The sequence below is a fragment of the Leptospira alexanderi serovar Manhao 3 str. L 60 genome, from assembly GCF_000243815.2.
Taxonomy (GTDB): Bacteria; Spirochaetota; Leptospiria; order Leptospirales; family Leptospiraceae; genus Leptospira; species Leptospira alexanderi.
In genome coordinates this window covers 100,001-112,500 of sequence record NZ_AHMT02000016.1, presented here as the reverse complement: position 1 = coordinate 112,500, position 12,500 = coordinate 100,001, and the positions used below count along the sequence as shown (strand labels likewise).

At 40.2% G+C, this 12,500-nt stretch carries 10 protein-coding genes (1 of these 10 cut by a window edge); 5 read left to right on the top strand and 5 right to left on the bottom strand.

Annotation, left to right across the window (positions count from 1 at the left end; all coding sequences use genetic code 11):
* Nucleotides 1–712: the final stretch of a phosphoenolpyruvate carboxykinase (ATP) gene (gene pckA / locus LEP1GSC062_RS05445; RefSeq protein WP_010577223.1), read on the top strand. It extends 884 nt beyond the left edge of the window; the window shows 712 of its 1,596 coding nt (coding positions 885–1,596); its start codon lies off the left edge, out of view; it ends in the stop codon at nucleotides 710–712.
* 843 nt (nucleotides 713–1,555) lie between these two features.
* Here pckA and LEP1GSC062_RS05440 read toward each other — a convergent pair.
* Genes LEP1GSC062_RS05440 through LEP1GSC062_RS05425 form a run of 4 tightly spaced genes read right to left on the bottom strand, consistent with a single transcriptional unit; the run spans nucleotide 1,556 to nucleotide 4,161 of the window.
* Nucleotides 1,556–1,783, bottom strand: coding sequence for a hypothetical protein (locus LEP1GSC062_RS05440; RefSeq protein WP_010577222.1), 228 nt, complete (start codon nucleotides 1,781–1,783; stop codon nucleotides 1,556–1,558).
* 5 nt (nucleotides 1,784–1,788) lie between these two features.
* Nucleotides 1,789–2,541 (bottom strand): toxin-antitoxin system YwqK family antitoxin, encoded by a 753-nt coding sequence (locus tag LEP1GSC062_RS05435; protein ID WP_010577221.1) that lies wholly within the window; start codon nucleotides 2,539–2,541, stop codon nucleotides 1,789–1,791.
* 35 nt (nucleotides 2,542–2,576) lie between these two features.
* The gene (locus LEP1GSC062_RS05430) at nucleotides 2,577–3,392 is read right to left on the bottom strand and encodes a hypothetical protein (protein ID WP_010577220.1); all 816 of its coding nucleotides are present in this window, start codon (nucleotides 3,390–3,392) and stop codon (nucleotides 2,577–2,579) included.
* On the bottom strand, nucleotides 3,385–4,161 hold the full coding sequence (locus tag LEP1GSC062_RS05425; RefSeq protein ID WP_010577219.1) for a ParA family protein: 777 nt from the start codon (nucleotides 4,159–4,161) through the stop codon (nucleotides 3,385–3,387). The genes LEP1GSC062_RS05430 and LEP1GSC062_RS05425 overlap by 8 nt, the downstream gene beginning before the upstream one ends.
* Before the next feature lie 119 nt (nucleotides 4,162–4,280).
* Between LEP1GSC062_RS05425 and gatB the strand changes: the two genes are divergently transcribed.
* The 4 genes from gatB (at nucleotide 4,281) to LEP1GSC062_RS05400 (ending at nucleotide 11,355) form a co-directional block, all read left to right on the top strand.
* Nucleotides 4,281–5,741, top strand: coding sequence for an Asp-tRNA(Asn)/Glu-tRNA(Gln) amidotransferase subunit GatB (gene gatB / locus LEP1GSC062_RS05420; protein ID WP_020983611.1), 1,461 nt, complete (start codon nucleotides 4,281–4,283; stop codon nucleotides 5,739–5,741).
* Nucleotides 5,742–6,494: 753 nt separating this feature from the next.
* A complete protein-coding gene (locus LEP1GSC062_RS05410; RefSeq protein WP_039941261.1) occupies nucleotides 6,495–6,851 on the top strand; it encodes a hypothetical protein in 357 nt (118 codons plus the stop codon).
* A gap of 196 nt (nucleotides 6,852–7,047) precedes the next feature.
* Nucleotides 7,048–10,563 carry a DNA polymerase III subunit alpha gene (dnaE, locus tag LEP1GSC062_RS05405; protein ID WP_010577215.1) on the top strand — a complete coding sequence of 1,172 codons (3,516 nt, stop codon included), beginning with the start codon at nucleotides 7,048–7,050 and terminating at the stop codon, nucleotides 10,561–10,563.
* A 333-nt stretch (nucleotides 10,564–10,896) separates the two neighbouring features.
* On the top strand, nucleotides 10,897–11,355 hold the full coding sequence (locus LEP1GSC062_RS05400) for a hypothetical protein (RefSeq protein WP_010577214.1): 459 nt from the start codon (nucleotides 10,897–10,899) through the stop codon (nucleotides 11,353–11,355).
* A 216-nt stretch (nucleotides 11,356–11,571) separates the two neighbouring features.
* On the opposite strand, the gene LEP1GSC062_RS05395 is transcribed toward LEP1GSC062_RS05400, so the two are convergent.
* Nucleotides 11,572–12,471: a M23 family metallopeptidase gene (locus LEP1GSC062_RS05395; RefSeq protein ID WP_039941259.1), complete on the bottom strand. Its 900-nt coding sequence runs from the start codon at nucleotides 12,469–12,471 to the stop codon at nucleotides 11,572–11,574.
* Nucleotides 12,472–12,500 lie beyond the last annotated feature (29 nt).

Here is a 12,500-nt window from a genome sequence, read left to right as displayed (position 1 = left end):
TCTTCTGGAGAATGTGGTTTACGATCCTCAAACGAAAGTGGTGGATTATTCTTCCGCCGCAAAAACAGAAAACACTCGTGTTTCTTATCCTATTTTTCACATCAATAATATTCAAGTTCCTTCCAAAGGAGGACATCCAAAAACCATTATATTCTTAACGTATGATGCGTTTGGAGTTCTTCCGCCTGTTTCCAAATTAAGCATTGAACAGGCGATGTATCATTTCCTTTCCGGCTACACTGCGAAGGTTGCGGGAACTGAAAGAGGAATCAAAGAACCTACCGCTACTTTCTCTGCTTGTTTTGGGGCTGCGTTTATGACTCTTCACCCGACCAAATATGCTAAGTTACTCGGTGAGAAAATGAAAAAGCATAATGTAAGAGCGTATTTGATGAACACTGGTCTTGTAGGCGGATCTTACGGGGTTGGAAAGCGTATGAACCTTCCTTCCACTCGTAAAATCATCGATGAAATCTTAAACGGAAACATCGAGAAGTCCGAGTTCGTGACTCACCCGGTTTTTCAAGTAGCTTATCCTAAGACAATCAACGGAGTCGATAGCGCGATACTAGATCCGAGAGAGGCTTGGACTGACAAAGCTGCTTACGATGCGACTGCTAAGAAGTTAGGGGAAATGTTCATTAAGAACTTTAAGCAGTACGCAGAAGGTTCTAAAGATTTCGATTTCACTGCTTTTGGTCCAAAAATCTAAAACAATTTAGATGCAGGAGATCTTAAAGGATCTCCTGTTTATCTTTTCTTTTATAATCCCTTATCTTTGAAAGCATACAAACTTCTGTATTTGCTTACACAATCGGTTCTAACTAAACGTTTCGTGGATTTGTTTTGTGATAACTTGCGTCATAAAGTCCTTTGAGGGAGTTCTGTTCCTTTTTAAGGAGATAACTGTAAGATTTACAAGATATGGGCTTTCTATTTATCGTATCTATGATAGATTACCGGTTCAAAAATTGAGAAATTTTCTTTGTAAGAAGTTTCCAATCTTTTTCGAAGAAGTAAAGTATCTTCTAAATTTATGAGATTGGTTCGAAAATGATTAGCCGTCCAACGAAAACAAGTTTAAACTTTAAAGGTTCGTTACAAAGAGATTGGTTGTTAATTACTCGTCCCTGAAAAAGTCGTGAAATGAGGAATAACGTTCATAAAACGCTTTCCAAAGGAAAAGTTTGAAAAACAAAATCACCGGAAAGAGTCAAAAAAACCACGTAAAGCCCGGTGAAAATGAAATCAGAAAATATCTGAAAAACTAAAATAACCCTATTTCGAAATAGATTAGGAAGCTATCTCAAAAATATCTTAGAATGATTGGAATCGGCGTTTTAAACAAAGATAAAGTATTTTTGAGATAGCTTCTGGAGTGGATGAAAAGATAATAGAGGCTTTTTCTACCGAAAAGAAGTTTAAGCGAATTTAGGCCACAAAGGGAACAATCGTCATTCAGAGGATATCAAGTTCATCTTTTAGAATCTACTCATTTCCGTCTTTTCTCGTTTTAAATCGACTTCTCGACACTTTTTCAGAGATGACTAATAATTCAACCCACTTGTCGAAAATAAAGATTCAGGCAAGTAACGACAAATAAATGAAGAATTGTAACAAAAAGGTAAAACTTTAAGTTTAGATACTCTCTAAAAGTTTGAAAAAATCCTATATGAACTATTGAGAACGCAGAAAGCAAAATCCAAAGATTAAAGATGGTCAGTGAAAAATAGAAACTGAGATAGACTACGAGAAGGAAAAAAATTCCGCAGATCGTTTTCACGGTTTTTATTTTTTAAAATGCGTTAAGGATTGGCAAACTGAATCGAAACCTTTTTTGATTTTGCAGTTGATCGTTCCGTCAGGAAGATACGTCGTTCTGGAAGTAAAACCACCGTTGTCATCGAAAACCTCAATTGCTTCCGTTTTATGAGTTGGATAATAATAAAACCAGGTTCTTACCTTCAGTCCGTTTTTATAATAACCGGTGTATTCCAATTCGCCGTCTTGAAAATATTTCTGCCAAAGACCGTTTCTATAACCTTCCGTATAATTTCCTTTGAGTTCAACTTGACCGTTCTCGTAAAATCTTTCATAGAGGCCTTCTTCGTTTCCTTCGTCTCCATTCATCATTACTTCGGGTTTGCGGGAACTTTTCCCAAAATTCTGGCGGATATAAATATTGCCGCTGTCAAAGTTCCAGATCCATTTTCCTCTGCGAACCCCGTTTTCAAAATTACCTTGTGCTAATACACGACCATCGTATTTGGAATAGAATTTACAAAGACCGTTCTCTTGACCAAGTTCGTTTATAGAACAATCTTGATAAATTTTTCCATTGTCGTAATAGACTCTTCTTCTTTTGGGTTCGGAAAAAACGTATGTGTTGAATTCTTTTTGAAACTTTGCTCCGGCGGGAACATTTGCGGGAATCGGCTCTTTGATACAAGAGAACAAGAAGGCAACTGCAAAGAATACAACCACGTTCTTGAGTGGGAAAACGGAAATTCTTCCGAGAAAAAAATTCAATTTTGAGTTCATTCGATTTCTATTATATATTCAATCGTTTGCGGGATTCAATCGATAGTAAATTTTTTATTTACGAGTAGTTCTCCGTCTTCGTCTCGAATTTCTACTTCATAAGAACCTTGTTGATCAAAAAAAGTATCATCGTAGTAAGTTTGGAATTTTTCGAAACTCTTACGGAAATCTTTTTCTTGAACTGAAAATTCCTCTTTTCCGCCGTCAGTGCGATAGATAGAAAGACGAACTCGTTTCGGAGTGGACCAACCCTTTTTGTAATAGATAAAGAAATCTTGCCCATGAGAAAAATGATATTCTTTTTGAGAACTCATTCCGGAAACTTTTTCGGGAGTCATCTTATCGATGTCCATATAGATTTCGTGTTTTGCGGGCCAGAAAAACCAAATGGCAAACGCTAAAAGAATTATTCCCGCAATTTTCAAGAAACGCGAGGAACCTTCTCTTTCGGTGGATTCCGGTCTTGTATAGTCTTCCAATCTCATGACACTGCTTATCCTGTGGAGGTGGTTCTTTTTGGGCAAATGTTTTTCCTCTCTTGCCTCGGAAGAGGATGAATTCCGAATCGGAGAATTTTCCCTTGGATACGTCGTTGTGAAAGATTCATCCGATTTCGTTGCGGAAGAATCGGATTCTTTGTTATAAGATCGGTTTTGGTTTTGCTCGACGTGAGAAGTTTCACTTTCTGAAGAAACAAATTCTTCCGAAGCGACAACATTCTCGTTTGAAGACTCCGCCTTAGGCTCGGATGAAGAAGGAGATGCGACGGATTCATTCTGAATCGTTTCTCCGCCCAATGTCTTTCGAACATGTGCATCTGCGGCTTGTTTTAAAAGATCCTTTTTAGCCAAGTGCAAGAACCTCTTCCACAAAATCCTGATAAGATTTAGCCGCCTTGCCTTTCGGTTGGTATTCGAAGAGTGTTTGTTTCATCATGTGGGCTTCTTCCACGCTAACGGAAGGCGGAATTCTAGATGAAAACAATTTCAAATAAGGTTCGATCATTGGTTCGAGAGTTTGAGAAAGAGTCGTTCTGGGATTGAACATCGTAAGCAAGGCGCCTAAAATTTGAAGAGAAGGATTAAATCGTTTTACGATATTCTTATGAGCTTCCAAGATCGCTTCGATTCCATCGAGAGAAAATTTAGAAACCTGTAAAGGAACGAGCAAACCGGTCGACGCGACAAACGCGTTGAGAGTAATCATGGAAAGATTCGGAGGACAATCGATGACCGCATAATCGAACTCGTTCTTGATAAATTCCAGAGAATCTCTGAGATGAAAAAATCCGTCGATCTTCCCTGAGAGCATCACATCTACTTCTGAGAGGGAAGAATGAGACGGAGCGATCTTTAAACCTTGGATTCGAGTCGGAATCAAAACGTCCCTAAGATCGCCTGAGTCTCTAAAAATTTTATAGAGACTTTTTTCTCTTCCCTCATCCGAATTGAAATAAGGAAAATTCTTCTCGATGAAAACAGAGGTGGCGTTGCCTTGTGCGTCCAGATCCAAAAGGACGACTCGTTTTCCTTTGAGGGCCAACCCGAAGGCAAGATGTACTGTCGTTGTTGTTTTGCCAACTCCACCTTTTTGGTTTGCAATACAGAGGATCTGTTTCATAAAAAATCCGTTGCCCGTAGATTCCGCTTTCTCGAGACTACATTTAGGGTCGTTCTCCAGGGATTAAGGATAAGAATCCTCAATCGGTTTTGGATGACAATCCGGAAAAGGAGATACAATTGGCGGAATTTGAAACGATCATCGGGCTGGAAGTTCATGCACAGCTCAATACGGAATCGAAAATATTCTCTACAAGTGCGACCAAGTTCGGTTCTCCTCCGAACTCACAAACCAATCCGGTTTGTTTGGGATTGCCGGGCGCACTTCCGGTTCTCAACGAGTCCGCTTTGGAAAAAGCTATCATGGCGGGGATTGCGTTCGGGTGTGATATCGCTTTATTTACTAAATTCGATCGTAAGAATTATTTTTATCCCGATCTTCCAAAAGGTTATCAGATTTCTCAATTCGATAAACCTATTTGTACTGGAGGCGGAGTCACTTTTACGATCAAAGGGGAAGAATCTCCTCGTTATGTGAGACTGACTCGGATTCACATGGAAGAGGATGCGGGAAAGCTGATACATTCTGCGGACCCGAACATTCCTCAGTCGTATGTCGATCTAAATAGAGCAGGAACTCCCCTCATCGAAATTGTTTCGGAACCTGACATGCGTTCTTCGGATGAGGCGTATTATTATCTTAATTCTTTGAAGTCGGTTTTAAAATATATTCGCGTTTCGGATTGTAACATGGAGGAAGGTTCTCTTCGTTGCGACGCAAATGTTTCGATTCGACCGAAAGGTTCGGATAAATTCGGAACCAGAGTCGAAATTAAGAATCTAAATTCTTTCAAAGCGGTCAAAGCGGCAATCGATTACGAGGTAGAATGGCAAACTGAAATGGCGCTCGAAGGAAAAACTTTCCAACAACAAACTAAACTCTGGGATTCTGTGGCAAATAAAACCGTAACGATGAGAACCAAAGAGATGAGTCACGATTATCGTTATTTTCCGGATCCAGATCTTCCGGTAATCATTCTTCAAAAAGAAACGGTGGAATCTGTTCGCTCGAAATTGCCCGAGCTGCCGAACGAAAGAAAAAATCGTTTTGTGGAAAAGTTAGGACTTCCAAAATACGATGCCGAAGTTCTGACTGCCGAAAGAGAAATTGCGGATTACTTTGAAGACGCTTTGAAAGTTTCCGGGGATGCAAAGAAGACGTCCAACTGGGTCAAAGACGAAGTTCTTGGTGTAGTAAATAAAGAAAGTATTACGATTTCTGAATTCTCTGTTTCTGCTCAAAGGATCGGTGGACTCGTAAAATTAATTGCGGATGGAAAAATTTCCGGAAAAATCGCCAAGACGGTTTTTGAAGAACTTCTCACTTCCGATAAAGATGCCGAGGCCATCGTCGTCGAAAAAAACCTAATCGTGGTCCGAGACGATAAGGAAATCGAAAGAATTGTGGACGAGGCGATCTCTAATAATCAAGACGCCGTGACCAAATACAAAAGTGGTAAAGATCGCGCATTAGGCGCCATTGTAGGTTATGTGATGAAAGTTTCCAAAGGGAAAGCGGATCCTGAACTCGTCAATCGGATGCTTTTGGATAAGTTGGGACCGTTGCCGCCGAAGGGTTAAGAAGAATCGATTATAGCTAATTTCAGATTTATCTCACAGAAAATTTTTGTTTTTATTTTTGGAATGGCTTTGTTCGTTTCACCTTTACCGTCTCAAAATTCATCCTCATATCCCTTGCATTTCGATGTGATGATAAAAGGTTCATTTTTCTTGTACCAACCGGCAATGAAAACGAAAATCAGCAAGAGGGTTTCGAGAAGCAAGGATTCAAACAAGATGATTCTGCGGAAACTGCCAGGGGATTTTCAGGGATGTTTTTATGGAAAGCCGATGAAACTTTCCTAAAACAATATCCAGTGTTGCTTGAACGGTTACACGCTCGTAACTCTTTGAGCATCAGGACCAATCGTAATACGACACACCATTGAAAAATTTGCGGTGGCAAATATGCAATGTGACTGGTCAATCGCTACGATTTGTTTAATTGATAAAAACGAGCAAACTACATTCAAAAGTATTCGTGAGAAATACTACCTGAAAATAGAGGAAATACAATTAAAATCCGCAGACAAGAAAGAACGAACTTCCAGTTCATAGGTAGAATTTATTAACAAAGATTTTAAACTGAATGCGTCGGCACCAATCAAAAAACATCTGGAAATGATCCTTCAGAAACGAATGCAGCAAGAGTTGATAAAAGTTCGAAAGGAATTAAAGCCTGAGTATTCTAGTCAACGAAAAGAATCTTGAGTTCAAGAATGGAAAACATACGATGAGCGACTCGCACACGGCGAGGGCAAATTTGTTTATGATGTGCAAACTCTTCGACTGACACCTGACCAACGACCTCGGCTCTATGTACGCGCGCAATGGAAATTAAAAAACAAAGTTGTTTTTCTGTTAAGTGCTTGGATTTGTCCTGATAAAAATATGCTCGTTGAGGTTATTGATCCCAGCAAATCCAGCGCTCTGAGAATATCCGAATATCAGCATATGTCTTTAAATTTTAAAGACCTTGGAACCATTCTCAATGTATTTGATGAAGACGGTGATGGATGGAGAGAAGTTCTTATGTATAACATGGGATACGAGAGCGAAAGCATTGATCTTTTGGAATATTCCAAACAAGGACCTAAAGAAAACCACTACTCTAGCGGCCATGGTTGTTAGAGTGCGAAATTTAGGAAGGGTATTTTTCTTAAATATTTGACCGCCGGTTTTTCCCATAAAATCCGCGCTTCCATTTTCCATACTCGAATGGAAATTTCTCTTCTTATAAAAGTTTAAGAATTCTGTCTAACCAATAGATTTCTGTCGATTAGACTCTTGACGTCGGGTTCACTAAAATTCTATTATGTCCCTTATAATGCAGGATTTCGCCCACTTACATCTGCACACGACTTATTCCATGCTCGATGGAGCCATTCGTATCAAAGAATTGATGCAGCACGTCAAAGAGCAAGGTATGTCATCGGTTGCGATGACCGACCACGGAAACATGTTTGGTGCCGTTGAATTTTACAATGAAGCGATAAAACAAGGTATCAAACCGATTATCGGTAGCGAGTTTTACGTTTCTCCGAATCGAAAGCAGGAAACGGAGATGGTAAAGATCGCGGACGGAAGTGCATATCATCTGATCCTTCTTGCGAAGAACGAGGAAGGTTACAAAAATTTAATACGTCTTTCAAGCAAATCCTATACAGAAGGTTTCTATAAAAAGGCGAGAATTGACTATGACCTCCTCGCTCAACACAATCAGGGCCTTGTCTGTTTGACGGCTTGTCTTGCGGGTGAAGTCAATCGGAAGATTCTGGAAGGAAAAATCGACGAGTCTTTTCAATTAGCCGGAAAATTAAATGAGATCTTCCGTAAAGAGGATTTTTATATGGAAATCCAAAACCACGGAATTCCGGAACAGATGACTGTGGCAAAACAAATCTACGACTTTGGAAAAAGAACCGGCATTCCTTTAGTAGTTACAAACGATTCTCATTTTCTAAAAAAAGACGATCAAGAGGCTCAGGATATTCTTCTGAGAATCGGGATGCAAAAGCGTATTACAGACCCGATGGAATTCGGCTTTAACGGAGAATTCTATGTAAAAAGTCCGGATGAAATGGCGAGGGTTTTTCCCGAAATCCCGGAAGCCTTTTATAATACATTAGAAATTAGTAATAAAGTGGATTTGAAACTTCAATTCGGAAACTATCTTCTCCCCGAATTCGAGGTTCCGGAAGGATACGATGCTGATTCTTATCTTGAAAAATTGATCTGGGAAGGGATCGGAAGAAAGTATCCTAACCTTTCTCCGGAAATCAAAGATAGAGTCGTCTTCGAACTCAATACGATTAAGAATATGAAGTTCGCCGGTTACTTCTTAATTGTTCAGGATTATATCAATTATGCAAAAAGAAATGGAATTCCTGTCGGTCCGGGAAGAGGTTCTGCCGCAGGTTCCATCGTAGCCTACGCGCTCGGAATCACGAATGTGGAACCTCTCCAGCATAATCTTCTTTTTGAAAGATTTTTAAATCCCGATCGTAAGGATATGCCTGATATCGATACCGATTTTTGTGTGGAACGACGGGAAGAAGTCATCAATTACATTCGCAGAAGATACGGGGAAGAAAAAGTCGGTCAAATTATCACGTTCAATTCTCTCGCGGCAAAAGCTGCTCTCAAAGACGTTGCTCGCGTATTGAATCTTCCTTTCGGAGAGGCGAATGAGATGACCAAAGCATTCCCGAACAAACTCGGGATGTCCATTGCGGAAGCGCTCACAACTTCTTCCGAATTGAAAAACTTTTCTGAAAAAGACGATATCAATCATAAGATCTTTGCCATCGCCCAAAGACTTGAAGGAAACTATCGTCAGCCCGGAAGGCACGCTGCCGGTGTTGTGATTTCTCCTTATCCATTGGAAGAAGTCGTTCCACTTTCCACGGTTGCGGAAAAAGAAAGACCGGGCTTTCGATCCATCGTGACCCAATACGATAAGAACAACTTAGAAAGTATTGGTTTGATCAAGATGGATATTTTAGGTCTGAAGAACTTAACGACCTTGGACTACGCGATCAAGCTTATCGAACGAAGAAGAGGGGTTCGAATCGATCTCGACGAAATTTCTTACAATGACGCGAACACATATGCGCTTCTTAGAAAAGCCAACACACTCGGTATATTCCAGTTAGAATCCACGGGGATCACCGATCTAGTTGCTAAGAGTCAAGTGAACAACTTTGACGAGATTGTCGCTTTGATCGCATTGTATCGTCCCGGCCCTATGGGTGAAGGAATGTTGGACGAATATTTGGATCGTAAATCCGGAAGAAAGCAAGTCACGTATCCGCATCCTTCTTGCGAACCGATTCTGAAAGAGACTTTCGGAGTTCCCGTTTATCAAGAGCAAGTGATGAGTATCTCCCGAGTTGTCGGAGGATTTTCAGTCGGAGATTCGGACGTATTGCGGAAGGCGATGGCAAAAAAGAAAGCTGATCTTATGGAAAAGCTTAAATACCAGTTTGTGGAAGGGGCCATAAAACAAGGCATTCAAGAAAAGGTTGCAAAAGATCTCTTCGAACAATTGGAAAGATTTGGTGGTTACGGGTTTAACAAGTCCCATTCGGTAGCTTACGCGATCATTACGTATCAAACCGCTTATTTAAAAGCGAACTATACGATCGAATATCTTACCGCACTTCTTGCATCGGATCACGGTAAAACAACTGATATCGTAAAATACATTAACAACGCGAGAGAGATGGGAATTCGAATTCTCAATCCGGACGTTTCCGAATCACAAGCCTCTTTCAATGTGATCGACGATACCACGATTCGGTTCGGACTTTCCGCAATGAAAGGTGTGGGTGAGGCCGCGGCAAACAGCATCATCGAAGCAAGAGATAAGGCCGGAAGTTTCAAAACTCTTCAGGACTTTGCTCTCAACATAGATACGAGGTTGATTAATAAAAAGGTTTTCGAAGCTCTCATCCAAGCGGGAGCTTTGGATTCTTTTGGATACACTCGGAAATGCCTTTTCGAATCCGTAGACTCTATTCTTACTTTTGCTCAAAGAGAGCAGGAAAGGGCAAACGAAGGACAATTTTCTCTTTTTGGGGGAACGGAAAGTTCTTTTACGCTCAATCTTCCGAAAGACGCGCTCGAATGGGAAATCGACGAAAAACTCAAACGGGAGAAAATGGTCGCCGGGCTTTATCTCTCCGGTCACCCACTTGATAAATACGAAAAACAGTTGAAAAGTTTAAAGACGATTCCGATTGAAAAATTCGACAACCTGAAATCGGGAAGTAAGGTGGAAGTTGCGGGAATTATCTCTTCCAAGAACATAAAACTCAGTAAACGAAACGAAGAATTCGCAAATTTCAAACTCGAAGATAGAACCGGAGAGATCGAATGTGTCGCATTCGCAAAGACGTATCAGAAATATAAGGAATTCATAAAAGAAGATCAAGCAATCTTTATCAAAGGGGACTTGGACAAAATCGAAGTGGGGGATACGGAACTCCGCGGACAGGTTAAAGTTAACAATATCGAAATTTTAGATGATGCGACGATTGAAGATAAACTCGAAAAATCACTTCATCTTCGACTGGAAGAAAGACACACGGAAGATCCAGAACTGATTCCGAAATTGTACGCTTTACTTGCCTGTTATAAGGGAGAATCTTCCGTTTATTTTCACATCGTGGAAAATAGGGAGGAAAAAAGAGTCATTCGTGCTCACGATACGTATTCGATCCAACCGATCAATGAACTCTTTCTCCGATTGGCGGATCTTTTAGGAGATCGTTCCGTTTTTTACTCCGTTGGGGAACAGATGAAGGTTTACAACAAGGCCGCCTCCGGAAATTTTCGATAGTCCTTTAAGGCGTTTCTATAAAATGAATTTTTCATCTGAAGGCAATCTCGCCGAACGACCGTTTGGTGTAACTTGATCGGAAAGTTGCCTTTTTGGATGGAAAATCATCAAAAGCCCTATAGGAGAACTTAAAGTTACGAATAGAGTTGTTGAAAAATTAATTCTCGGACGCATGAAAATGATACTCGAAAATAAGCGGTCGGTTTTGCAAAAGTACAACGGTTCTCAAAAATTAAGTCAAATCGGGAAATCTCGACTTTTTAGAGGAAGATTCCAACATTCTAATTTTCGAAATAGTTTATCATAGTATTTTATTCATGCGTCCGAGTAGTAATGACGGTTGCATCGCAGACTTTTGCGGGACACGGGTTTTTCTTGACAATTTATAACAAAACCGCATTAACACTCAGGACCCTTGCGGCTACTGAGGTAAATTGTATGAGCACCTATGGCGGACTTTCGGGCCTGACAATACCTCCCTTTAGTCAGTCCCAACAAATATACGTCGAAATAACGCAAACGATCCCCACTGATTGCAGAGGGAATTATGACGGACATAACGTAACCCTTCCCATTGTATTTTTCGATACTGGTGCGAATAACGGCGTTACAAAATCTTTCGTTCTCAATTTCATCGGCTTGATCGGCGGGCCTTATTATTGTGCATCGACTTTTAAGGATGATGAATCTGGAAATTATATGTTTGCGGCTAGCACGGTACTAGCGAATGACGATCAGACGACATGCAATCTTTTTGCGGCAGTTCCGGCATATTCCAAAGGTAAAAAATAGATTATAGAGAAATCTCTATAAAACGTACTTTTATCGAATGACACAAACTGCTCTCTTTGGTGCAGAAGTTTGATCTTTTATTTTGGGATTTTATAGAGATTTTTTATAGTTTATTGCCGGTAACAAATTTATGTATTGAGCTATAAAATAAATTAGAGTTTGATAAAGGAACAATTTTCCTCAAACGCTTTTCCGCTTGTGGAATGCTTGTTTATGTCAAAGACGATTCACATAAAAGGTGAAACTTCTTTCATTCATGTTTCCTCTAAAATCCCAGGCGACTATTTTGATTGTATTTTCACCGGACTTTAAATTCAGATTTCCGATTAAATACTGGTCTTTATGATAAAGATTTATAAAGGAAAAACCGTCCGGATTTTTCCACTCAGAAGAATAATACTGTAATGCTCCGAAATCGGCGGATCGAAGCGTTTCACCGTTTAGAAAGAATTGAACCTTACTGACTCCCCTTCTTTGGGATTTTTTTTCTCCTGCATCTACGATCGAAACCGTGAAGGGAAATTCTCTTGAGAGGTTGATATTATCGCCATCATTGATGTTTGTAAACTTTCCGTTCACGTGAACCAGTAAGCTTGAAATTTCAGGGGGAGTGTTGTCCGGAATTGGAGAAAGAAATTTCATAGGATCCAAAATTTCTAGCCCGTATTTACGAAGCACAACAAAGTGAAGGTGGGCTCCGCTTGAGTGACCGGAATTGCCACTGACTCCGATTTTATCACCGGCTTTGATCCAATCAGATTTTAATAATTTAGAAATCCTGCTATCTTTTAAGTGGTAATAGGCGGTAAAATTTCCGGATCCGTGGTCCAGCCAAACCGAATTTCCGGTTCCCAGTTCGTCTTCGAAAGGATGATCCTCCGTATAACGACTGTACAAAACCTTTCCATCCCCCATTGCAATTACGGATTCGTTTATGGAAGAAATATCCATTCCATTGTGGAAGTGATCTCCCCTGGATTCTCCAAAGGTAGAGGTGATTTTGTTTTCTAGTTGATCGGTTTTAACAGGGACGAGATAATTTATTACTTTATTATTTTCCGCTTCCATGCTCAGATGGAACGCGGTCCAGGCGACAATAAAGAGAAATTTTTTCATGCGGGACTCAGACCTAAGTGCAAGTAACT